Here is a 21,973-nt window from a genome sequence, read left to right as displayed (position 1 = left end):
GTGGCGGGGGAAGTGATGAGCAGGGTGATCTGGCAGAGACAAATCACCCGTGTTTCAGGTGGCGAGCCGCTTCATGGCTCCATTTTGATGATGTCGTCGAGCAGTTCGTGCAGCAGCGCGACTTTTTCCGGAGTCATTTGATCGGTAATGGAGGCGTAACGTTGTTCCAGTCGTGGGCTGACTTCTTCAAACATCTTTTTGGTGCCATCCGTCAGGCTGATCAGCATACGGCGCTGATCTTCAGTGGATTTTCGACGTTTGATAAAGCCGCTGGTTTCCAGTCGATTGAGAATGCCGGTAAGGCTGGGGCTGAGGATGCAGCAAATTTCTGCCAGCTGTTTGGACTCCAGTTCTTCGTATTCATTCAGTGCCCGGATCACCCGCCATTGCTGTTCGGTCAGACCGATTTCCTGCAGGATCGGCCGAAAGAATGCCATGGTGGATTCTCTCGCACGCAGTAGCTTGAGCGGGATGGAGTCGTGGAACGTACGCATGTTGATGGCTTCCTTGGGGCAACTTTTTTTGACGATTGGCTCTGCGGTATTGGGTGCGTTCTTTGATGGAGCGTTTGACCCGGCACCGGGCTGCTCAGACAGATTATTGAACACCATTGGCCTCCATCACAAATAACAGCAGGGTGCTGAAGGCCAACACTACAATGGAGTAGGGCATATTATCGCGGTACACATCGCGGTTTCGGATGCCGTATTGACCCTGAAGAATGAAGTTGGAGCCACTGAATACCGAACTCGACATCGACAGCGACACACCGACCATATACGCCACAGCCATCAGTGTTGGGGTTGTTGTGGCTTGTGCCAGCAAGCCACCGAAGATGGCAACCACGGCAAACTGATGAATCCCGAGACTGGCAACCAGCGCATTGGTGTGTTCGACCGGTGACGGGATCAGCCCGGCGCTGATGGTGCTTTTGACCGCAGCCGCCAGAAAACCGGCGGCCAGAAACAGGGATATTTCCGGACGAGCGTTAGGCAAAACATTCGTCACCAGATTGCCAACCCGCTTGCTGCTTTCCTGCAACGGCTGGGTTGCAATCATTAATAACAGCGGCACGGTGACGGCAATGATGGATACCAGCACCAGCATGGCGGTATTCGGGAACAGCTGGTGGGCAACCAATAAGGTGCCGATCAATACCGCAGGCAGCATCAGGGTGGTGGGCTTCATTGGGTAGCCCTGATATTCGGCCAGTTCCTTGCCGTAGCGCAGACGGCTTTCGAGCAGCGTAAACAACAATGCAAATACGACGATGCCAATGGCCCAGGGATAGACGGCAGCCATGTTCACATCGGGTAACTGATGTAACACCAGCGGAATCATACTGAGGAACGGCGACCAGAAAATCGCCAGTGCAAAACCGCGGCTCAGCAATATGTACGACAACGAACTTTGGCTGGGTGTGGTCGGTTCGGCCTGACCAGCGACAGCCGGACGACGAATCTGATCGCCGACCAACAACAGCGACGAGAAATTGGCCACCGAGGAAAACAGGTGCATACCAGTCAGCGTGGCGATAAAACTCTTCGCGCCTTTGTTACGTTCACCGGCGTACAGGCGGGTGGCCAGCCGAATGAAGTTCACCGAGGTAAGCAGCATCACCAGCATCAGGTGCTCGGAACCGAGCGCCAGCAGGTCGATGTCGCCGGTATGCCAAAGGCTCAGCGCACTAAAGCCGATACCGCCAATCAAGAGGGCGGATATCGGTTTGCGTTGTTTGGGCTTCAGGTTACGAAATTCCAGCAGCACATAGAGCCATGCGAATACCGTGGCCTCAAGGCGAGCGTCGAGCAGGCCAAGTGCAAAGATCAGAGTCAGCAGCCAGGTGGTTAATAGTAGCCCGCCAGAGAGTGTCGGCAACGGGAATGTCTTCGTTGAAAGGGTTTCGGTAGAGGACACGGGGTTATCTTAACATGTTAATTAAATATTTGCTGAAGTTTACAACAATTCTGCTGGCGCTGCCCCAGGGTTACTTGACCGGTAAGGCTGTTTGAGCCGTTTAAAGCCGGGATAAATGCGCACAGCGGGCAATTCCGTCTGCTTTACTGTCGTTCAGCAAGATCCCGGAACCCTTTGGGTGTCAGGCCGGTTTGTTTGCGGAAGAAGCGTGAGAAATACGACGGGTCGGTAAAGCCCAGTTCAAAACCAACGTCGTTGATCGACAGCTTGGAGTGCTGCAACAGGCGTTTGCTTTCCTGCAACATGCGTTCGTTGATCAGCCGCTTCGGTGGCAGGTTGGTCACCCGCTGGCATATCTGGTTCAAGCGGCTTTCGCACATACCCAGCTCAGAGCTGTAGCGGCCTAATGCCCAGCGATCTCGGAAGTGCTCTTCCAGCAGCTCGGAAAAACGGCGGAACTGGCGCAGTTCTTCACTGGCCACCAGGCTGCTGCTGGAGGACTGTGGTGCTAGTCGGGCCAGCTGCACCATCAACATTCGTACATGGCTTTCGAGCACAAATTGCTTGTCTGGCTGCTCGTGGTTCCATTCGTCCTGAATCGCTTCAAACGTGTCCAGCATACGCTGCCAATTGATCTGGTTGGCTTCGGGTAAGGCCCGCTGCTCGATGCCCATTGGCTGCAGCTGCTGGGTGGAAAAACTGTGCAACGGATTACCCTTCATCAGCGACCACACCAGGGACTGATGCAGGGTTAACACATAGCCGCTGGCATTGGGTTCGGTCATAAACGAATGGGGAACGGCGGCTGGGGTAAGAAAACAACATGGCCCATGGCAGTGGTAGACCTGCTCGTCGATATGAAAATGGCTTTCGCCTTCCAGAATCAGATGAATCTGCACCGATTGGGCATGCAGATGCACAGGCATGTCACGACCAAAGTGATCGGCCATTTTGCCAAGCACATCAAAATGGATCGGTTCGTCCTGATAATGTTGGTCGTAGTCCTGACCAATAACGATATTGGGAATCCATTCGTTGTTTTGGTTAACGGGCATATGCGATTCTTTTTATTATTTTGTCGGGCGTCGGGCTCCAGTCACCCGACGCCAGACTTATTAATACACCGAGCCTTTTTCCTGCTTGATGGCTTTAACGCTGGCCTTGAACTTCGACGCCAGTTCGTTGGAGGCTTTCACCAGCAAACCGGTGTCGGTACCTACGCCAACAAACAAGGCACCTTGTTCAATGTACTTCTGTGCCAGTGTTTGGTCAGCAATCAGGATACCCGGCGCTTTACCCGCCGCAACGATTTTCGCGATCGACGCTTCAATCACCGCCTGCACTTCCGGGTGCCCCGGATTGCCGATATGGCCCATGGAGGCACTCAGGTCGGACGGGCCAATAAATACGCCATCAACACCTTCCACCGCCAGAATATCGTCCAGCGCGGCGACGCCTGCCGGGGTTTCGATCTGAATCAGCACGCACATCTGCTCGTTGGCCGTTTGCAGGTACTGCGGGGTGCGGTTAAACGCCGAAGCACGTGCCAGTGCCGAGCCAACACCACGAATGCCTTGCGGTGGGTAACGGGTGGCGGCGACGACTTCGGCGGCTTGCTCACCGGATTCGACCATAGGCGCCAGAATGGTTTGGGCGCCGATGTCTAGAATCTGCTTGATGCGTACGGCATCCGGCCAGGCCGGGCGAACAATTGGCGTCACCGGATAGGGAGCAACCGCTTGCAGCTGACCCAGCATGGTCTGTAGGTCGTTAGGGGCGTGCTCACCGTCGATCAGCAGCCAGTCGAAACCGGCACCGGCCAGCAGCTCGGCGGTGTAGCTGTTGGCTAGACCCAGCCAGAGACCGATCTGGGCCTGTTTGCCTTCAGGAGTCAGGCCCTGAATGGCTTGTTTGAATTGGTTGATTGGGGCGGACATAGGAAACCTTGTCTGGTGTCGAGCGTCGGGAGTCGGACGCCGAGTGGTGTATTTAAAAGCGGGAGTCTCGTTCCCACGCTCTGCGTGGGAATGTTTCGCTTAACCGGTTTGCTACCACGCAGGAGCGTGGGAGCCAGTCTGGGCGAGATACTGTTTGGCTCCAGGCACCCGACTCCAGACCAGAAAATTATTTAAAGAAACAGGTAATCGACCCCAGTTCGCCGTAGTCCACCTGGAAGGTATCGCCTTTACGTGCCGCTACCGGGCGGGTGAAGGAGCCACCCAGAATGATCTGGCCCGGTTCCAGCGTGATGCCGTATGGGTGCAGGCGGTTGGCCAGCCAGGCCACGCCGTTAGCCGGGTGGTTCAGTACACCAGCGGCGACGCCGGTTTCTTCGATCACGCCGTTGCGATACATGATGGCTCCGACGCGACGCAGGTCGACGTCCATTGGCTTGATCGGACGACCGCCCATGATGATGCCGGCGTTGGCAGCGTTATCAGAAATGGTGTCGAACACCTTACGCGGACGGCCGGATTCCGGGTCGATGGACTGCGAGCGGGCGTCAATCAGCTCCAGTGCCGGAATGACGTAATCGGTGGCGTTGTACACATCGAAGATGGTGCAGTTCGGGCCGCTTAGCGGTTCCTTCAGGATAAACGCCAGTTCCACTTCGATACGCGGCACAATGAAACGGTCGGTCGGAATTTCCGCAGCGTCGTCGAACAGCATGTCGTCCAGCAGGGTGCCGTAATCCGGCTCGTCGATCTGCGACGACATCTGCATGGCGCGCGAGGTCAAACCAATCTTGTGACCGATGATCTTGCGGCCTTCGGCCAGTTTCAGCTTCAGCCATTCGCTCTGGATTTTGTAAGCATCCGGAATGGTGATGCCCGGATACTGCAGAGAGATCTGACGGATCTGCTGGCGGTCTTTTTCGGCCTGATGCAACTGGGCCGCGCAGTCTTTGATGATGTCTTCTGAGAGCATGTTGTTTATCGAAGCCGGTTCAGGGGCTTCTACTCCTGTCAGGGGCTTTTGTAGGAGGTCGCTTGCGGCAGAACCAATCGGAGGCAAGCCTCCTCCTACACCAATTGCTGCGGGATCAGCCCTTCAGCGATTCGAGGTATTCGCTTTCGCTGATCATGTGGTTCACCAGCCGGCCGACACCTTCCACTTCGGTGACGATCTCATCGCCCGGTTTCACATCCGCCAGACCTTCAGGCGTACCGGTGAAAATCATGTCGCCCGGTTCCAGTGTCATGATGTTGCTGAGGTACTCGACCAGATAGGCAATGTTGAACACCAGATCCCTGGTGGAGCCTTCCTGCTTCAGCTCACCGTTGATGTAAGTGCGCAGGGTCAGGTTGTGAGGGTCTTTAACGTCGGCGGCATCGACCAGATACGGGCCAACTGGCGTGCAGGTATCGCGGCTCTTCACCCGCAGGTTCGGGCGATAGTAGTTTTCCAGATAGTCGCGGATGGCGTAGTCGTTACCGACGGTGTAGCTGCCGACGTAATCCATGGCGTCAGCGCGAGAGACGTTCTTGGCGGTTTTGCCAATCACAGCAACCAGCTCGCACTCGTAGTGCATGTAGTCGGTGTTGTCCGGCCGGTAGGTGTTCTTGTTATGACCCAACAGGGTGTTAGGGGCTTTCAGGAACACCAATGGTTCTTCCGGTGCCTTGAACGACAGTTCGGCGGCGTGGTCGGCGTAGTTGATCGCCAGAACAAAAATCTTGCCATCGCAAGGCGGCTGCCAGTCGGCATCGGCTTCCGCAATCACGGTACCGTCAGCCAGTACCGCATCGTTGTTGTCGTTGACTGTTACGTCGGTCAGTTCGCCATTGACCAGAATACGTGCGCGTTTCATTTCTTCTCTCCTGACCGATTAGGCTTCGCTGACAACAGAATTGGACAGCGCGCCGATGGATTCGATGTCGATGGACACGGTGTCACCGGCTTTTAATGCCAGTGCCTCGGTGCGTTCTGGGGTACCCGCGATGATCAGGTCACCGGCTTCCAGCGTCATAAAGCTGCTCAGGTAGCTCACCAATTCAGCCACGCCAGCGCGCAGTTGGTCGGTGTTGGTAGCGTGTACTTTTTCACCATTCACAGACGTAACGATCGACAGGGATTCAACATTGGCGACGTCGGCCGCATCGACCACCCATGGGCCAATCGGGCAGAAGCCATCACGACACTTGGCCTTTACAGCTGGGCGGTAGAAAGACACTTCGGCCAGAGAGACTTCGTTCACCACGGTGTAGCCGCCGACAAACTCCAGCGCTTCCGCTTCAGAAACACGAGTGGCTTGCTTGCCAATCACGATGCCGATGGAAGGGCCCGCGTAGATGGTTGTGCCGTCTGCCGGAGCAGGAATGGCCGCGCCGTTACCAATATGGGTGTTGGCGGTTTTGATGTGCAGTACCGGACGGGTCGGTGGGCTGACATGCGGCTTGTCGTTGAAAGACGGTTCCAGCTTGGCGTACAGGCTTTTGTCGTTTAGAGCGATGCCAAACACAGTGCCACTAGTGGCAGGCATCAGGGTGGTGGTTTCGAGTTCAGAAACAGAGTTGGCAGCCACAGACACTTCTGTTGCCACGCCGTCCTTGAGGATTCGGCAATGCTTCATTGCGGGATCTCCAGCTTGTGAATGAGTGGCGGCAAAGACAGCTGCCGTTTGTCGCCGTGACTCACTAACAGGTAGTCAGTCATTATTTTTGTTTAGATGTTAACTAGTTTGCCGAAGAGGTTCTTAAAGTCAATAACTTAATATATTAATTAAATGCAATTTGATGGCGACTGGGATGTTTAGAAGGCCGGGATGAATCTCTGTGAGACCAAAGTCGGTGAAGCCAAATGAAATTCGGTAACCACGCATCTGTTGACAATGATTAACATGTTAAATATCTTGCTTAACATATTAACGATGTCTGGCGTCCAGCGCCGAACAGCTGTCATACCAAACAAGAAAAAGGCATACCGTCATGATCAAGAATCTGATTAACGGCAAGTGGGTCGAGAGCAAAGAGACCTTCGAAACTGTCAACCCGGCCACCGGTGAAGTACTGGCGGAGGTGGCTCACGCTTCTCCAGAGCAGGTCGCCGCGGCGACTCAGGCAGCCAAAGATGCATTCCCTGCCTGGGCCAACATGCCGGTCGCCAAGCGCTCCAAAATCATCGAAAAGCTGGGCGATCTGATTGCTGATAACGTTGAAGAGCTGTCTGCGCTGGAAACTGCGGATACCGGTCTGCCGCTTTACCAGACCCGCAATGCACTGATTCCTCGCGCGTCCAACAACTTCTATTTCTTTGCTGAAAAAGCCAAGCAGATGAACGGTCACACCTACCCAATGGATGACCAGATGCTGAATTACACCCTGTATCAGCCAACGGGTGTGTGCGCGCTGATTTCTCCATGGAACGTGCCGTTCATGACCGGTACCTGGAAGACGGCTCCGTGTCTGGCGCTGGGTAACACCGCGGTAATGAAGCAGTCTGAACTATCGCCGCTGACCACCGATTTTCTGGCCAAACTGTCGCTGGAAGCGGGTATTCCTGCCGGTGTGTTCAACGTGGTTCACGGCTTCGGTAACACGACCGGTAACGCCCTGATCACTGACCCGAACATCAACGCTATTTCCTTCACCGGTGGTACTTCTACTGGTAAGCACATCATTGCCAACGCTGGCCTGAAGAAGTTCTCCATGGAACTGGGTGGCAAGTCACCAGTGATGATCTTCGACGACTGCGACTACGAACGTGCGTTAGACGCTGCGGTATTCGGCATTTTCTCCATCAACGGTGAACGTTGTACTGCCGGTTCCCGCATCTTTGTGCAGGAAGGCATCTACGACAAATTCTGTGAAGACTTCGCGGCCCGCGCCAACAAGGTGAAAGTCGGCGACCCAATGGACATGGGCACTCAGGTCGGTTCACTGATTTCCCAGGCGCACTGGGAGAAGGTAACCGGTTACATCCGCATCGGTATCGAAGAAGGCGCCAAGCTGATTGCCGGTGGCCCAGAGAAGCCAGTGCATGAGCTGCCAGATCACCTGAAAGGCGGTCACTTCGTGCGTCCTACTGCGTTCCGCGACGTGAACAACAGCATGCGTATCGCCCAGGAAGAAATCTTCGGCCCGGTGGCTGTGATCATCCCGTTCAAGGATGAGGCCGAGGTGATCAAGATGGCCAACGACAACGAATACGGTCTGGCCTCTTACCTGTGGACCCAGGACGTCGGCAAGGTGCATCGCATCGCTCGCGAAGTGGAAGCCGGCATGATGTTCGTGAACAGCCAGAACGTGCGTGACCTGCGTACCCCATTCGGTGGTGTGAAGGGTTCCGGTACCGGCCGTGAAGGTGGCGACTACAGCTTCGAAGTGTTCTGCGAACCGAAGAACGTGTGTGTTTCCATGGGTTCCCACCACATTCCAAAGTGGGGCGTGTAAGTCATGCCGCACTTTGTTGTTGACTACTCCGACAATTTGCACGAGCGGCTGGATTTTCAGCCGCTGTTCAAGGCGTTGCACGAGTACGTTGTTTCAACCGGGGCATTTCCGATAGGTGGCGTGCGCAGTCGCGCCATCCGTTGCTACGACTATCGCGTGGCAGACGGCCGCGAGGATTTCGCTTACCTGAATCTCAGTCTGAAGATCGGCCACGGCCGCGATATGGAGCTGAAGCAGCAAGTAGCGAAACGCGTGTTCGAGATTTTGTGTGAGTGGATGAAGCCGGTAACGGACAACCATTACGTGCAGATCTCATTCGAAATGACCGAGTTGGACCCGGTACTCAAGTTCAACAAGAACAATATTCATCCGCTGTTCAAGTAAGCGGATGCGGGCTGGTGGCTGCCAGCCCGCCCCCGGGTTTTCGGGATTCCGGATTTCCGGGTTTATCGCAGCCCTATAAAAATAAAGCCGGCGTTTCCTATCACTGATGGGTGACCGGAAAATTATCAGAGGCCAGTATGAAAATCATAAAAACACACCTGAAGTCTGTTCTGTCCGCAGTTGCTATTACCACCAGTGCGTTCGCCATGTCGGACGCCAATGCTGAAACTACCTTGCGTGTCGCGACCTGGTTGCCGCCGACCAATCCACAAAACTCAGTGGTATGGCCAACCTGGGGCAAGTGGGTAGAAGAAGCGACCGAAGGCCGCGTAAAGGTCAAAATCGAGCAGGGCTTTGGTCACCCGAAAACCATGTTCCAGCTGGTCGAAGATGGCATTGCCGATGCCTCGTTCAGCTATCACGGCTATGTGCCTGGTCGTTTCAAACTGCCTCAAGTGGTTGAGCAACCGGGCCTGAATGCTAACGCCGAAGCGTCTTCCGTTGCTTTATGGCACGTTTACAAGGATCGCCTTGAAGCCGCTGAAGAATTTGAAGGGCTGGAAGTGCTGGCCATGTTTACCCATGGTGCCGGTGGCATTCACACCAAGGAACCCATCAATTCTCTGGCCGATTTGCAGGGCCAGAAAATCCGCGTCGGCGGTGGTGTGCAGAGCGTCCTGGCAGAGCGCATGAAGGTCACGCCAGTGGGGGCGCCTGCGCCGAAAGTGTATGAAATGCTGCAGCAAGGCGTGATTGATGGTGTCTTTATGCCCATGGGCGAGCAGAAAATCCTGCGCCTGAACGAAGTAACCCAGCACGTTTATATGCTGCCGGGCGGTATGTACATGGGCAGCTTCTCGATCTTCATCAATCCGGAATTTCTTGAGGATCTGAGCGACGAAGACCGCGAAGCCATTTTGGCCGTGTCGGGTGAAAAACTGTCGGCGCTGGCCGGCCGTGCCTGGGATCAGGGCGATATGGAAGGTTATGAAGCGGCCGTTGCCAATGGTGTGACTGTGCATCAGGTGCAGCCGGGCGATGCCATGGACAAGGAATTCCAACAGCTGATCAAGGGCATGGACCGCGAGTGGCTGGAGTCCGTTGAGGATCGTGACATTGACGCCGCCGCAGCGCTGACTGAGCTGCGCAGTCAGGCACGTGAATACACCGTCGCTGCTGAGTAATTTCTTATGAGTGTCTTCTCGATGGCCGGACTGGGCCAATGGGTTGCTGCACACTACGACGAGCATGGGCCAGTCAAATGGCTGGCCTTTGCTCTGGAAGTGTTTGCGGGCCTGGTGCTGATGTTCCTGATGCTGCTTACCTGCGCCGATGTGGTCGGCCGTTACTTCTTCAACAACGCCGTCAACGGCGCGGTTGAGATGACTGAAATTGGCTTGGCGCTGCTGGTGTTTGCTGAAATGCCGTTGATTACCTGGCGCGGTTCCCATGTGGTGGTCGACTTGCTCGACAAGGTGATGAGCCATCGCATGATTCAGATGCTGGGGTTGTTCTCGGCACTGGCGATTTCCGGAGGCCTCTATTTCCTAGCCGAACGCATGATGTATCTGGCATCGCGCTCTCTGCGTCGTGAGGTGGTCACTGAATACCTCGAAATCCCGGTGGGTTACATCATTCAGTACATCGCAGTGATGAGTTACGTCACCGCGGCGCTGATGATCAGCTATGGCATCTATCGCCTGTTCGCTCAACCCCGCAACTGAGTCAATCACAGGTAAACAATCATGTTTGAAGCACTGATCGGATTCGCCATTCTGTTGGCGTTGATCGTTTTGGTACGCCTGCCGATTGCCTTTGCGATGGGCTTGGTAGGTTTTTTTGGCTTTGCCGTGCTGCAGGGCCTGACGTTTGAAAATATTATGGACTTCCGTTGGACAGCGGCGTTGTCGCTGGCGTCCAACCGGGTGATCGATACCGCCCAGGAATATGGCCTGTCGGTGATACCGCTGTTTATTCTGATGGGTAATCTGGTGACCAAATCCGGGCTGTCCCATGAACTCTATCAGGCGTCCTATGCCTTTCTGGGACACCGCAAGGGCGGTTTGTCGATGGCTACTGTGGTGGCTTGTGGTGGCTTTTCTGCGATTTGTGGTTCCTCACTGGCAACTTCCGCAACCATGGCCAAGGTAGCCATGCCGCCGATGCGCAAGTTCGGTTATTCCGACTCGCTGGCAACGGCGTCGATTGCCGCGGGCGGCACGCTGGGGATTCTGATCCCGCCGAGTGTGATTCTGGTGATCTACGGTCTGCTGACCGAATCCAGTATTCGTGAACTGTTCGCGGCCGGGTTCTTGCCGGGCATGCTGGGCATTCTGTTGTATCTGGCGGCAGTGAAATATGTGGTGTGGCGCGACCCGAAACAGGGGCCGCCGGGCGATAAGATGAGTTGGCCGGAACGGCTGGACGCCCTAAAAGGCGTATGGGGTGTACTGATCCTGTTTACTGTGGTGATGGGCGGTATTTACCTTGGGGTGTTTACACCGACTGAAGCCGCGGGCATTGGCGCCGGTGGCGCCTTTGTGATCGCGCTGGCCCGTCGTTCACTGTCGTTCGAAAACCTGTTTCATGCCCTCACGGATACCGGCCGTACCAGCGCCATGCTGTTTGCGGTGTTGATTGGTGCGCTGATCTTCAGCGACTTTATTAACAGGGCCGGTCTGCCGGACGAACTGCTTGCGTTTGTGACCGGATTGGAAATCAGCCCGATGGGCGTAATTCTGGTGATTCTGGCTATCTACATCCTGTTAGGCATGGTGTTCGAAAGCCTGTCGATGATGCTGCTGACGGTGCCGATCTTCTACCCGCTGGTGCAGAGCATGGGTTTTGATCTGGTGTGGTTCGGTATTGTGGTGGTGGTGGTGACTGAAATCAGCCTGATCACGCCGCCGGTGGGGATGAACGTATTTGTGCTCAGTGCGGTGCTGCCGAATGTGAAGCCGGGTACCATTTTCAAGGGTGTTACGCCGTTCTGGTGTGCCGACATTGTGCGGCTGGCTTTGCTGACCTTTATTCCTGCCATTTCCATGATCCTGCCGGAGTGGTTGTATCGCTGAATGGCTGTATCTATGAGCAAATCTACCGCTGAGTGACTGTCAGGCTGTTCCAATACGCCACCTGTACCAAACCTTCGGCTTGGTACAGGTAGGCGTGCCTTTGATTTCCCTCTAACCCGATTTGGGCTGAATATGTCTTGCTCTTCAAACCCTGAAACTGCCCGAAAATCAAACAAAACAGACAATGGCCAGATGCCGCTGGGCGTCGTTCTTATGCTTGCAGGGCTGGCTGCACTGGCCCCGTTGGGGACGGATATCTATCTGCCAGCCGTCCCTGCAATGGCCGCGGATTTTGATGCCGCATTGCATGACATCGAGATATCCATTTCCTGCTTTCTGATCGGTATCGCCTTTGGACAGCTGTTCGGAGGGCCGCTTTCAGATCGATACGGTCGCCGCAAAATGGTCATCTTTGGGCTAATCATGTTTGGCTTTGCCACCGCACTGCTGGCATTCAATAACTCCGTGCCGCATTTGTGGATTTTACGGGTAATACAGGCGCTGGGGGCTGGCTTTGCCGCTGTCAGCGGGATGGCGATGATTCGTGATTTGAGCCATGGCTCAGACGGCGCGATCAATATGATGCGGGTGGTGCAGATCATGATGATTGCACCCTTGATCGCGCCTCTTTTAGGCATGCTGGTTCTTGAAGTTACTGGCAGTTGGCAAGCCATTTTTCTGTTCCTGCTGCTCTATAGCATCGCCATTCTGGCTCGGTTTATTGCCACCATGCCTGAGTCTAACCCGCACAGGGACGCCGACGCGTCGCTGCTGGGGCGTTACAAAACCGTGATAACGGACCGCCGTGTCTGGCCTTATCTGGGGTTTGTCTCCGGTACCTATGCCGGGATGTTCGGTTTTATTACCAGCTCGCCAACGGTGTACATGGACTACTTTGGTGTCAGCAGCACCTGGTACCCCTTCGCCTTCGGTGCCAACGTGGTCGGCATGGTGACCATGGCAAAACTCAATATTGTGATGTTGAAGCACTTCAAACCATTGCAACTGATCCGTGCAGGCCAGGCGGTCCAGCTAACAGCAGTTAGCTTGATGGTGATTTACTTGCTGGCACTTGACCGACACTCCATCACGGTACTGTTGCCGTTAACCGTTGTTTTTATGAGCTGCCACGGCTTTGTGATGGCTAACAGCGTGGCCAGCGTCACTGGTATCCACGCCAGAAATGCCGGCACAGCCACTGCCTTGATGAACGCGACCGGATTCACTGTTGGCGCGCTATCGGGGATCACTGCGGGGGTAATGTCGGATGGAACGCCGCTGCCAATGGCCACTGTGATGCTGGCGGGTGCGGTAGTGGGAGTTCTATCTCATGTATTGCACGGGCGTCGATAGCTGCATTTCTTGAACGGTACGCTGACTTGCGGAAACTGCTGCAAGGGCATTAGGGTCGGTTACAATGAGTGCAACCGTGATCAAGAACGAGGAACCATCATGACCACCCACCAACAAGGCCTTTTCAGCCAGGGCAGCTCGCAGTTTTACTACCTTGAATACAATCTGGATTGGTCTTTGCCGTTGGACACGATTCGGTCCGCGTTGCATGCGGCTGTTTATCAGAACCTGCCGACCAATATGGTGGTGTCGTTTGGGAAGCGTGCATGGGATGCCTTGAATCCGGGGTGTTCGCCAGCAGGTTTGGTCGCTTTTGAAGGGCTTCAAGGTTCAGCTGAGGCCGGGGCAGCGCATTTGGTGGCCCCTGCGACTCAGGCGGATGTGTTTTTCTGGATTCATTCGGGCAGTGTCGCCAGCAACATTGATCGTATGCAAGGTGTTCACGAGGCAATGGCAGGGGTGGCCGATCTGGTGTTGGATCTGCCGGGTTTGTGTTATCACGACTCCCGCGATTTGAGCGGTTTTGAAGACGGGTCCGCCAACCCTAAAACTGATGATGCGCGCATACAGGCAGCGTTGATCCCGGCAGGTCAGCCTGGTGCTGGTGGTTCTTATGTGTTGAGCCAGAAATGGGTTCACAATCTCAAGGCCTTTAACCAAATGCCGGTGAAAGAGCAGGAGGGCGTGATTGGCCGTACCAAGCTGGATGCGATAGAGCTTGAAGGCGATGATATGCCAGCCAATTCGCATGTCAGTCGAACGGATGTTTCACTGGAGGGTGTGGCCCAGAAGGTGTGGCGTCGAAGTGGGGCGTATGCCAGCGCGACAGAGCGTGGTTTGTATTTCCTGTCTTTCGCCTGTGAACTTCGTCGTCACAGTATTCAGTTGGAGCGGATGTACGGTCTGACCGGTGATGGTCTATACGACCGCCTGCTGGATTTCTCAACGCCGGTGACGGGTTCATACTGGTTTGCGCCGTCAATGGAGGATCTGGCGGCCGCTCTGGCTGTCTGATACTTCTCTCTGGTTTTTATGTTTATCGGTGGCAGCTATCTGCCGCCGTTTGCATACCTTTCTTTACGGTTGTGGCGTCCGTCACAGCCTTTGTGAGTAATCACTCACATTCTGATTCTTTCCTATCTTGTCGCTTTCTTTCGTCGCACTTAGCGTCTGTTGGTCGGTTTTTGATCTACTTGGATGTTGAAAGCTGACACGCGGCGAGGACTAACTGAAGACAGTCTCAAGGAGAGATACCATGACGAATCTGGTTCAAGAACTGAACAGCCTGGATTTCAGCGTGTACATCGGTGGACCGATGCAAGCTGCCGTTCAGGCCCAGCACGCGGCATCCATGTCGCAGGTGAAATTCATTCAGGAAGTGGGCTTCCAGGATTCCAGCGGCACCGGTGGTGGCAAGGAATTACGCTATGTGGATTTTAACTATGAAAAATCCGTTCCCAAAGACGATGGTAGCGGCTTTGAAAACCAGCAGGTCAATATCAAGGTGCCGTTTTTGACCATGCTGACCATTCCATCGTTGCGCATTGAGGAGATGGTGATTGATTTCAATGCCAAGCTCACTTCGACGGAAACCTCCAATGTATCGAGCGAATTTGCGGCCAGTGCCGAGCTGGGCATCAATTACAAGATCGTTAACTTCAAGGCATCGGCGTCTTACAAACGGTCGTCCAACCGCGGTACCAGTGTCGAGAAAACCTATAACCTCGGCGTGAAGGTGACGGCGTTGAATGATGAAATCCCGGCTGGGCTTGACCGCATTCTGACCATGCTGGAAGACAGTATTGTCAGTGTTTAAGCACACTGCTTAAGCCGTAATTCAAGAAGGCGTTGGCCAGCTCTGCCTATTCTCCTTGCCGCTATTTTCAATCTGTAAGGGTGTCGATTGTGAAATGGAGGCAGGGCTGGCCGACTCTGTTTAACCATTTAAGGACGCTGTTTTTAACAGGGAATCGCAATGCCAACATTAAATGAATATCTCGGTAGCATCATCTCCAGCCTGAATACCGCCAGAGTCATGGCAGATATCCAGACCGTGAAAGTGGCTCAGGATTACGCCAAGCACGAGCTGTTGCAGCATTTCTCGGTGCCCAGAATGAAGATCGATGATGTTGAAATAACCATTCCAGTGGCGATTGAGTCTGCCGATCAGGTGCTTGAAGAGCCCGTCGATATTATCAATAACAAACAATTCAATAGTGATACCTATGCGCTGGTCGCGCGAAGCGTGGGGCGCGACAGCTTGCCCAGAGAGGTATCCAGCAAGGTACGCTCGGTCATTTCCCGCTATACCCGCCAATTGGAAACCGATGTGAACCAGTTGCGCAGTAATCAGCCCATCAAGCAGTATGCTGCCAGCCTGAATGAGGAATTGCAGGACGTGTTCGAAGCAACAAAGCTGGACTACAACCGAGAAAAGGCAGCAAATTCTAATTTGGCCAGCGAATTGGCGAACCTCGCCAATCACGAAGTCACCGCCGCTCTGGGTAAAACCCGTCTTGGTGACATGAATGTGATTGCGGAGGCACACCTGCTAAAAGAACAGGATGCCGACAAAATTCTGCAAATAAAACTGAAGGTGTCTGAGGACAGCATGGAGTGGCAAAAAATGGAGCTGGATGGAGAAATAACCAGCAAACTGCTGCCGGAATAACAGGAGGTCACATTATGATGCGCTCTCCTGTGATGTTTGAAAAACAAATGGCCGACGTGTTGTTGGCTTTTCCTGAGCTGGTGAAATTACAGCGGTCAAAGAGTCCGGCTTTTTTGCAATCGGTTATGGATTGGATTGATCAGGCTGAACAGTTGTTGCAGCAAAACCGCCATGTGAAGGTTGCTGAGCTGGCCGGTTTGAAAAGCCGCATTCTAAGTCCTGAGCGTGCGGCGGATTTTCGAGGTTCGTTGCGTAAAGCTCAGCAGGAAGCGGCAGCCGGCACGTTGTATGAGTTACAGCGCTGCCTCCAACATGTGCACGATGAGCTGGTGGTTAAATCTGGCCCTGCCAGGGAGGTTGTCGGGCAAATATTGGCAATGGTGGCAGACAGTGGCGTTATTCGTCACTCAAGCTCTGGGACCGCGCAGCAATTGGTAGAAGAGATCTGGCAGCTGGTGTCCAACCACGAACAATTAAAACCCATGGTGGTTGGCCTGAAAGGCAAATTAGCGCAGCAAGATATTCAGATGCTAATGATCGAGGAAGTACGGCTGGAAGAGTTTATGGAATAAAAACAGATTAACGGGCCAGTGACATATGTTTATATCACGGCCCGTTAATAAGAAGGATTTTAAATCAAATCTTCCAGGTGCGTACGGTTGGGAATCCGTATTCTTCAACCCATTGCTCCAGCTTTTTAGGGCTGCGCTTGATTTTTTCAATCACTTCGTTAGTGGCCGGATTGCGGTAGCTACCTGCTTTCAGCTTTGGTTTTGGCAGGGTAGATACTTTTTCTGGCTGTTGTTCCTGTTTGGCTGCTTGCTTGGCGAAGTGCTTTTGCAGTGCTGCATACAGGTTGCTTTCTGGCTCGGAAGTAATCCATTGCTCGAGGGAATCGGCTTTGGAATTAAAGTATTCGTATTCGGAAATACCGTATTTACGCAGGTTGCTGAAATATTCCTCATTCAGCTTTTTCAGATTTTCCTGCTTCTTTTTTTGCTCATCCCTGGCTTGCATCAGCTGTTCCAGCTTGGCTTTCTCAGCTTCGATTAATGCATCGATATTGGTATCAATCAATGACACGTTGTGCATGCCTCTTTGTTGGTTTTACGGGTTGCTTTTGTTGTCCATGAATAATGTTGTTGCTATCAGTTTCTACAATATTATTCGTGGAATTCTTATGGTTACACTGAAATACTCGCGCAGTACGGAGTTATTCAGAGGGTTCCTGGCTGCCGAAGCTGTATCGTTCAGTTGCACAATGGCTTTGGTCTGAAAGACGACTGGAAGCGACAAGCCAAATGAGTGTGTTCCTCGGCATTTTCTGCAACTTCCCAACGACGGTGCGTGAGATTACCTGATGAAGCATAGGTTATTATCCCTTTGCTGTGAATACTCTGTTTTCAATAGTGCTGAATGGCACAAACTATTAAGCAAGGTTGGAGCTTATTGGCCGCTTTTGATCAATTTTTGTCTTACCAAAGCGGATTTCATTGCACATATTTACGGTCACTGTTGTGCGAATTATGTTCATTAAGACGGAAGAACCTGATAAATGGTTATGGTTCGCTAACTATATAATTCATAAATAGAGCCCCAAGGAGGATATGAGTGGCAAATGAGCAGAGCATGGTTCAAACACTTGCCCAGGAATTGTTGCGTGTTTGGGACTCGGGCCAACGCTATTGGATTGGCCTTGCCGGTGCACCCGGTAGTGGCAAGTCGACGCTGGCTGAAAATATAAAACAGGCGTTCGATGCGTTGCTTGCATCCAGAGGTGACGATGGTGAGTTGCTGGTGTTGCCAATGGACGGCTATCACTTGCCCCGCAAAGCGCTGGATACTTTGCCAGCCCCTGCCACAGCACATCTGCGTCGTGGTGCACCGTTTACATTCGATGCCGAGCAATGCGTTGCCGATTTGCTGGCAGCCAAGCACACCGAACAAGCGCTGTTTCCGGGGTTTGACCACGCAGAGGGTGATCCACAGCTAGGGCAATACAGGCTGACAGCAGCCCATCAACTGGTGTTAGTGGAAGGTAATTATCTACTGTTGAATGATTCACCGTGGCGGCGGCTGAAAGGTGAGTTATTCAATGAATGCTGGTTTGTTAATACACCGCTGGAAGTCAGTAATCAGCGGGTGCTGGAGCGCCATCAGAGTTTGGGGTTGAGTCTGGAACAGGCGCAGCATCGGGTTGATGCAAATGACGGTTTGAACGCTCGTTACATACACGAGCATTCAAATTTTTATGGAGTTCGTCTTATCGACTGGTGATAACAGGTGATAACTGGCGAGCTAATCCCAATGTACCTCAAAACCAGGGTTTTTAGCCCAGATCCTGACTTTTGACTTTCAAGCGGTTGTTGTTGTCGCGGCTGTTTTTGATCCGTTCGTCATGATCAACAGGCAGAGCCTGTTTGGCACAACGGTCGTAGAGCAGGATGTTCACCGTAGCAGCCAGGTTCAAGCAGCCTTCGGTCGGTACGTACACCACGGCGTCGCAAGCGTCGACCACAGCCTGATCCAGCGATCCATCCTCCGGGCCAAATACATAAATTGCATCTGCCGGGTGTTCGAACGTTGGCAGTGGGACGGCACCTTCAACAAGCTCAACGGCCACCATTGTTTTATCGGCAGAAACCAATTGCAGCAATGAATCGACCGACTGATGAGGAATTTTTTCCCGCACATTGTTGGTTGCGGTGTGAAACCGGTTGGCAAATTCAATGCGGGTTCCTGTGTAGTACACCTGTTCTGCGCCAAAGCAGTTGGCTGCCCGTAGAATAGAGCCAAAGTTGGTTGGGTCTTTGGGGTTGCTCAGGGCAATAACAGCAGAACTCAAAACAGCATACCGGTGTAGTTTAAAAGCGCGATTATAGAGGATTTTATTCGTACTTCGCAGCAACTCACCCGCCGATTGACGATCCAAAGAAGCAGCGCAAAATCCAACCCATCGCCATATACTGGGCAACCCCCTTTGTTGATTCAGGAGCATCCCTTTTGGATACCCGGCTTTACCAGCAAAAACTGACCGATACCCTCGAACAATTTTCAGAGCTGTTAATGCAGCCGGAAACCTACACGCAGCTGCTGCTGGTTTCTGTCATATACGGATTGGCCTATATGGTCGCCAGCCGTATTCGAAAAGCGTTTCCGCTGCTGGCCGACAGCAAGGGCGACCCAACGGCTACGCCGGTGCAGAAAGTCGGTGGTCATTTTGGCAATTTGATGTTCCCTTTGCTCAGCATCACTGCGTTGAACTTTGCAGTAGAAGGCAGCGGCCATTTGCTGGGCGAATCCTGGCTGGTGCACATCGCCTTGGTCGTCGCGCTGTTACTGATGGTGCACTCGCTGATTCGTGACCATGTGCGCAATGATTTTATTGCGTCTGTATTCCGCTGGATCGGCATGCCGTTGCTGTTTTTACACCAGGTCGACCTGTTGGCACCGATTGTTGCAGTACTGGAATCGATGAAGGTGACTGTCGGGAATCTGGAAGTATCGGCCTATGGCATCGCCCGCGTGGCGCTGTTTGGTTCCTTACTGTTCTGGTTGGGGCGGGTGTCTAACAGCACGGGTCAGGAAATGATTCGCCGTCAGGAAAAGCTCGATTTTCGCACCCGTGAAGTGGCCGCCAAACTATTGGAGGTGACGATTTTCACTGTCATCGGTGTGTTGCTGCTGCAAGTTATGGGCATCAATTTAACGGCACTGGCCGTGTTTGGTGGTGCGGTGGGTGTGGGTCTGGGCTTCGGCTTGCAGGCCATCGCCTCTAACTTTATCTCTGGCATCATCATCCTGCTCGACCGTTCGGTGTCAGTGGGGGATTTCATTGAGCTGGAAGACGGTCGCCAGGGCTATGTGCTGGAGCTGACGCTGCGTTCCACCGCACTGGAAACCTTTGACGGCAAGATCATCATGGTGCCGAACGAGAAATTTGTATCGGGCACCTTCACCAACTGGACCCACAAGAACAAGAAGCAGCGTTACCGTGTCGATTTTTCTGTGGCTTACGGCTCTGATATTCGCCAGCTGGTGGAGATCATCAAGGAAACCGTGGCTTCCCATGAACAGGTGATCAGCGGGGATGAAATCCCTATTGAAGAGCGCCCGGATTGCGAAATCGACAGCTTCGGCGACTCCGGCGTCAATATGTTTGTGGAATTCTGGATGGACGGCATCGACGACGGCCGCAACCGTGTGGGCGGTGATTTGCTGCTGATGATTTATGAAGCCATGCGCGATAACGGCTTCGAGATTCCGTTCCCGCAACGAGAAGTGCGGATATTGAACGAGTTGCAGAACAAGCTGTAACGCCTGACGACAGCGTTAGAAAAACAAAAAGCCGCTGAAACGTACTTACAAGCGTGTTTCAGCGGCTTTTCTGTTTGGGGCGAAACAGTTTGGGGCGAAGCAATTTGGGTCGGAAGTAGTTTGGAATTAGAGCCGCTACGGCTTGCCCTTGCCACCCGGCGCTTTGCCAATAGCTCCTCGTTCCGGGTTGAACACCAGCACCGCCAGTGTCGTGAACAACACCAGACAGCCGCTCACCACCGCCAGTGCTTCGCCGTTAAGCTTGCCGTAGAGTGCGAAACGAATCAGCTCGACACCGAAGGTGAACGGATTGACCGAACACAGCCAGTACAGCCATTCGCTGGATTCCTGCATTTTCCACAGCGGATACAGCGCCGATGACATAAAGAACATCGGGAAAATCACGAAGTTCATCACCCCCGCGAAGTTCTCAAGCTGGCGAATAAAGCTCGAAATAAACAGGCCGATAGCACCCAGCATAACGCCCGTCAGAATAACTGCTGGCAGCGCCCACAGAAAACCAACCCATGGCGGCTGCACGTCGAACCACCAGGCAATTGCCAGAAATGCGTACACCTGTGGAATTGCCACAATGGTGCTGGCGGCCAGTTTGCTGAGCAGCAGATACCAGCGTGGCAGTGGGCTCATCAACAGGATGCGCATGCTGCCCATTTCGCGGTCGTAAACCATCGACAGCGAGCTTTGCATGGCGTTGAACAGCAAGATCATCGAGATCAGGCCCGGTGCGATATACACCTCGTAGGTAATGTAGGTGTCGTAGGGCTCAATGATGGATATTCCCAGCGCTGCCCGAAAACCGGCAGCGAAGACGACCAGCCACAGCAATGGGCGAACCATGGAGCTGAAGAAACGGGTGCGCTGGTGCACAAACCGCAAGGCTTCACGCTTGAGGACGCCGTTGAAGGCAATCAGGTAGTTGGCTGGCGTCATGGTTTGGCTCCCTGGCCAGATTTGCTGGCAGTCAGTAAGGCAAACGCGTCGACCAGTGTGTCGGTGCCTGCTTGTTGGCATACCTGTTCGGCGCTGGCGTTGGCCTGGACGCAGCCCTGATGCATCAGGGTAACCGGGTCGTGAGGGTGAATTTCTTCGATCAGATGTGTGGACCACAACACGGTGACTCCTTGTTCTTCACACAAGCTGCGTACGTGCTGGTTCAAGCCCGCGCGGGTTTGCGGGTCGAGGCCAACGGTGGCTTCGTCCAGCAGCAACAGGCTGGGTTGGTGCACCAGAGCCCTGGCAATTTCTACCCGCCGACGGTGGCCGCCGTTCAAAGCGCGGACTTTCTGTTTGCGGGCATCGAGCATGTCGACGCGACGCAGCTCTTCTTCAATGCGCTGCTTGCGGAGCTTGCCGCTCATGCCATGCAGACAGCCGTGATAGTCGAGGTTTTGCTCGACCGATAGGTCCATGTCCAGCGTGCTTTGCTGGAACACCATACCGATCTCGGCCAGCAGGGCTGACGGTGCGTTTTTTAAACTGTGACCGTTCACCCGAATGTCGCCCTGTTGCACCTTGAAGAGGCGGCTGATGAGCGAGAACAGGGTGGTTTTACCGGCCCCGTTAGGGCCTAGCAGTGCGTGGAATCGGCCCTGCTCAATGCGGAAGCTCACCTCATTGAGGGCTTGCTTGCCGGGGTAAAAATGACTGAGTTGGTCAACTTCAACCAGCGACATAGGGATTCCTGTTGAATCTGGAATGAATGCATCGTCGTTTTGCGAATGAGCGTCGAATCGAATTATGGAACGATCCAGCATCATTTGCCTTCAGGACGAGCCAGCCTGCGCCCGGGCCGGACAAAAACACGCTGGGCGTGGCCCAACCTACCAATGTACTGAAGCGCCCGG

At 53.7% G+C, this 21,973-nt stretch carries 23 protein-coding genes; 12 read left to right on the top strand and 11 right to left on the bottom strand.

The features are described from left to right. Nucleotides 1-71: 71 nt before the first annotated feature. From hpaR to G516_RS0104535, 7 genes are all read right to left on the bottom strand, one after another. The gene (hpaR, locus tag G516_RS0104565) at nt 72-494 is read right to left on the bottom strand and encodes a homoprotocatechuate degradation operon regulator HpaR (protein ID WP_028292666.1); all 423 of its coding nucleotides are present in this window, start codon (nt 492-494) and stop codon (nt 72-74) included. A gap of 103 nt (nt 495-597) precedes the next feature. Beyond that, the gene (locus G516_RS0104560) at nt 598-1,878 is read right to left on the bottom strand and encodes a hypothetical protein (RefSeq protein WP_051218928.1); all 1,281 of its coding nucleotides are present in this window, start codon (nt 1,876-1,878) and stop codon (nt 598-600) included. A gap of 182 nt (nt 1,879-2,060) precedes the next feature. Further along, on the bottom strand, nt 2,061-2,972 hold the full coding sequence (gene hpaA / locus G516_RS0104555; protein ID WP_028292664.1) for a 4-hydroxyphenylacetate catabolism regulatory protein HpaA: 912 nt from the start codon (nt 2,970-2,972) through the stop codon (nt 2,061-2,063). A gap of 60 nt (nt 2,973-3,032) precedes the next feature. Next, nucleotides 3,033-3,854: a 4-hydroxy-2-oxoheptanedioate aldolase gene (gene hpaI, locus G516_RS0104550; protein WP_028292663.1), complete on the bottom strand. Its 822-nt coding sequence runs from the start codon at nt 3,852-3,854 to the stop codon at nt 3,033-3,035. Between the two features lie 187 nt (nt 3,855-4,041). Beyond that, nucleotides 4,042-4,845 (bottom strand): 2-oxo-hept-4-ene-1,7-dioate hydratase, encoded by an 804-nt coding sequence (gene hpaH / locus G516_RS0104545; RefSeq protein ID WP_028292662.1) that lies wholly within the window; start codon nt 4,843-4,845, stop codon nt 4,042-4,044. Between the two features lie 115 nt (nt 4,846-4,960). Beyond that, nucleotides 4,961-5,728 carry a fumarylacetoacetate hydrolase family protein gene (locus G516_RS0104540; protein ID WP_028292661.1) on the bottom strand — a complete coding sequence of 256 codons (768 nt, stop codon included), beginning with the start codon at nt 5,726-5,728 and terminating at the stop codon, nt 4,961-4,963. A gap of 18 nt (nt 5,729-5,746) precedes the next feature. Further along, nucleotides 5,747-6,490 carry a fumarylacetoacetate hydrolase family protein gene (locus tag G516_RS0104535; RefSeq protein WP_051218927.1) on the bottom strand — a complete coding sequence of 248 codons (744 nt, stop codon included), beginning with the start codon at nt 6,488-6,490 and terminating at the stop codon, nt 5,747-5,749. Nucleotides 6,491-6,845: 355 nt separating this feature from the next. Between G516_RS0104535 and hpaE the strand changes: the two genes are divergently transcribed. The 10 genes from hpaE to G516_RS21025 all read left to right on the top strand — a co-directional run bounded on the left by hpaE (nt 6,846) and on the right by G516_RS21025 (nt 16,363). After that, complete coding sequence (gene hpaE / locus G516_RS0104530) at nt 6,846-8,309, top strand: 5-carboxymethyl-2-hydroxymuconate semialdehyde dehydrogenase (protein WP_028292659.1); 1,464 nt, start codon at nt 6,846-6,848, stop codon at nt 8,307-8,309. A 3-nt stretch (nt 8,310-8,312) separates the two neighbouring features. Continuing rightward, nucleotides 8,313-8,693, top strand: a complete 381-nt coding sequence (locus tag G516_RS0104525) for a 5-carboxymethyl-2-hydroxymuconate Delta-isomerase (RefSeq protein ID WP_028292658.1) — start codon at nt 8,313-8,315, stop codon at nt 8,691-8,693. Nucleotides 8,694-8,830: 137 nt separating this feature from the next. Then, on the top strand, nt 8,831-9,877 hold the full coding sequence (locus tag G516_RS0104520) for a TRAP transporter substrate-binding protein (RefSeq protein ID WP_028292657.1): 1,047 nt from the start codon (nt 8,831-8,833) through the stop codon (nt 9,875-9,877). Nucleotides 9,878-9,883: 6 nt separating this feature from the next. Beyond that, nucleotides 9,884-10,417 (top strand): TRAP transporter small permease, encoded by a 534-nt coding sequence (locus G516_RS0104515; RefSeq protein WP_245582605.1) that lies wholly within the window; start codon nt 9,884-9,886, stop codon nt 10,415-10,417. 21 nt (nt 10,418-10,438) lie between these two features. Further along, the gene (locus G516_RS0104510) at nt 10,439-11,767 is read left to right on the top strand and encodes a TRAP transporter large permease (RefSeq protein WP_028292655.1); all 1,329 of its coding nucleotides are present in this window, start codon (nt 10,439-10,441) and stop codon (nt 11,765-11,767) included. Between the two features lie 132 nt (nt 11,768-11,899). After that, nucleotides 11,900-13,120, top strand: coding sequence for a multidrug effflux MFS transporter (locus G516_RS0104505; RefSeq protein ID WP_084644861.1), 1,221 nt, complete (start codon nt 11,900-11,902; stop codon nt 13,118-13,120). Between the two features lie 99 nt (nt 13,121-13,219). Further along, nucleotides 13,220-14,134, top strand: a complete 915-nt coding sequence (locus G516_RS0104500) for a Dyp-type peroxidase (protein ID WP_028292653.1) — start codon at nt 13,220-13,222, stop codon at nt 14,132-14,134. 241 nt (nt 14,135-14,375) lie between these two features. Further along, entirely contained in the window at nt 14,376-14,936 is a 561-nt protein-coding gene (locus G516_RS0104495) for a DUF2589 domain-containing protein (RefSeq protein WP_028292652.1), read from the top strand. A gap of 159 nt (nt 14,937-15,095) precedes the next feature. Then, complete coding sequence (locus G516_RS0104490; RefSeq protein ID WP_028292651.1) at nt 15,096-15,791, top strand: hypothetical protein; 696 nt, start codon at nt 15,096-15,098, stop codon at nt 15,789-15,791. Then, complete coding sequence (locus G516_RS21025) at nt 15,737-16,363, top strand: hypothetical protein (protein WP_156878948.1); 627 nt, start codon at nt 15,737-15,739, stop codon at nt 16,361-16,363. The genes G516_RS0104490 and G516_RS21025 overlap by 55 nt, the downstream gene beginning before the upstream one ends. A gap of 64 nt (nt 16,364-16,427) precedes the next feature. Here the strand turns inward: G516_RS21025 and G516_RS0104480 are convergent, their stop codons facing one another. After that, a complete protein-coding gene (locus tag G516_RS0104480; protein ID WP_028292650.1) occupies nt 16,428-16,883 on the bottom strand; it encodes a hypothetical protein in 456 nt (151 codons plus the stop codon). Between the two features lie 537 nt (nt 16,884-17,420). On the opposite strand from G516_RS0104480, the gene G516_RS0104475 reads away from it, so the two are divergent. After that, nucleotides 17,421-18,068: a nucleoside/nucleotide kinase family protein gene (locus tag G516_RS0104475; protein WP_028292649.1), complete on the top strand. Its 648-nt coding sequence runs from the start codon at nt 17,421-17,423 to the stop codon at nt 18,066-18,068. Between the two features lie 52 nt (nt 18,069-18,120). On the opposite strand, the gene G516_RS0104470 is transcribed toward G516_RS0104475, so the two are convergent. Continuing rightward, nucleotides 18,121-18,636: an RNA methyltransferase gene (locus G516_RS0104470; RefSeq protein ID WP_028292648.1), complete on the bottom strand. Its 516-nt coding sequence runs from the start codon at nt 18,634-18,636 to the stop codon at nt 18,121-18,123. 158 nt (nt 18,637-18,794) lie between these two features. Here G516_RS0104470 and G516_RS0104465 point away from each other — a divergent pair, with 158 nt between their 5' ends. Next, the gene (locus tag G516_RS0104465) at nt 18,795-20,108 is read left to right on the top strand and encodes a mechanosensitive ion channel family protein (RefSeq protein ID WP_028292647.1); all 1,314 of its coding nucleotides are present in this window, start codon (nt 18,795-18,797) and stop codon (nt 20,106-20,108) included. Nucleotides 20,109-20,243: 135 nt separating this feature from the next. Here G516_RS0104465 and G516_RS0104460 read toward each other — a convergent pair whose 3' ends face one another. Beyond that, nucleotides 20,244-21,059 carry an ABC transporter permease gene (locus G516_RS0104460; protein WP_028292646.1) on the bottom strand — a complete coding sequence of 272 codons (816 nt, stop codon included), beginning with the start codon at nt 21,057-21,059 and terminating at the stop codon, nt 20,244-20,246. Then, nucleotides 21,056-21,802: an ABC transporter ATP-binding protein gene (locus G516_RS0104455; protein WP_028292645.1), complete on the bottom strand. Its 747-nt coding sequence runs from the start codon at nt 21,800-21,802 to the stop codon at nt 21,056-21,058. The genes G516_RS0104460 and G516_RS0104455 overlap by 4 nt, the downstream gene beginning before the upstream one ends. Nucleotides 21,803-21,973 lie beyond the last annotated feature (171 nt).

Origin of the sequence: Oceanobacter kriegii DSM 6294 (genome assembly GCF_000422845.1) — a bacterium.
Taxonomy (GTDB): Bacteria; Pseudomonadota; Gammaproteobacteria; order Pseudomonadales; family Oceanobacteraceae; genus Oceanobacter; species Oceanobacter kriegii.
Note: the sequence above shows the minus strand (reverse complement) of the source record. Positions and strands in the feature narration are given on the sequence as shown.

Bases quoted from the DNA above. Each gene is read 5' to 3' on its own strand.
- hpaR (WP_028292666.1), bottom strand. From the start codon at position 494: ATGCGTACGTTCCACGACTCCATCCCGCTCAAGCTACTGCGTGCGAGA.
- hpaA (WP_028292664.1), bottom strand. From the start codon at position 2,972: ATGCCCGTTAACCAAAACAACGAATGGATTCCCAATATCGTTATTGGT.
- hpaI (WP_028292663.1), bottom strand. From the start codon at position 3,854: ATGTCCGCCCCAATCAACCAATTCAAACAAGCCATTCAGGGCCTGACT.
- hpaH (WP_028292662.1), bottom strand. From the start codon at position 4,845: ATGCTCTCAGAAGACATCATCAAAGACTGCGCGGCCCAGTTGCATCAG.
- G516_RS0104540 (WP_028292661.1), bottom strand. From the start codon at position 5,728: ATGAAACGCGCACGTATTCTGGTCAATGGCGAACTGACCGACGTAACA.
- G516_RS0104535 (WP_051218927.1), bottom strand. From the start codon at position 6,490: ATGAAGCATTGCCGAATCCTCAAGGACGGCGTGGCAACAGAAGTGTCT.
- hpaE (WP_028292659.1), top strand. From the start codon at position 6,846: ATGATCAAGAATCTGATTAACGGCAAGTGGGTCGAGAGCAAAGAGACC.
- G516_RS0104525 (WP_028292658.1), top strand. From the start codon at position 8,313: ATGCCGCACTTTGTTGTTGACTACTCCGACAATTTGCACGAGCGGCTG.
- G516_RS0104520 (WP_028292657.1), top strand. From the start codon at position 8,831: ATGAAAATCATAAAAACACACCTGAAGTCTGTTCTGTCCGCAGTTGCT.
- G516_RS0104515 (WP_245582605.1), top strand. From the start codon at position 9,884: ATGAGTGTCTTCTCGATGGCCGGACTGGGCCAATGGGTTGCTGCACAC.
- G516_RS0104510 (WP_028292655.1), top strand. From the start codon at position 10,439: ATGTTTGAAGCACTGATCGGATTCGCCATTCTGTTGGCGTTGATCGTT.
- G516_RS0104505 (WP_084644861.1), top strand. From the start codon at position 11,900: ATGTCTTGCTCTTCAAACCCTGAAACTGCCCGAAAATCAAACAAAACA.
- G516_RS0104500 (WP_028292653.1), top strand. From the start codon at position 13,220: ATGACCACCCACCAACAAGGCCTTTTCAGCCAGGGCAGCTCGCAGTTT.
- G516_RS0104495 (WP_028292652.1), top strand. From the start codon at position 14,376: ATGACGAATCTGGTTCAAGAACTGAACAGCCTGGATTTCAGCGTGTAC.
- G516_RS0104490 (WP_028292651.1), top strand. From the start codon at position 15,096: ATGCCAACATTAAATGAATATCTCGGTAGCATCATCTCCAGCCTGAAT.
- G516_RS0104480 (WP_028292650.1), bottom strand. From the start codon at position 16,883: ATGCACAACGTGTCATTGATTGATACCAATATCGATGCATTAATCGAA.
- G516_RS0104475 (WP_028292649.1), top strand. From the start codon at position 17,421: ATGGTTCAAACACTTGCCCAGGAATTGTTGCGTGTTTGGGACTCGGGC.
- G516_RS0104460 (WP_028292646.1), bottom strand. From the start codon at position 21,059: ATGACGCCAGCCAACTACCTGATTGCCTTCAACGGCGTCCTCAAGCGT.
- G516_RS0104455 (WP_028292645.1), bottom strand. From the start codon at position 21,802: ATGTCGCTGGTTGAAGTTGACCAACTCAGTCATTTTTACCCCGGCAAG.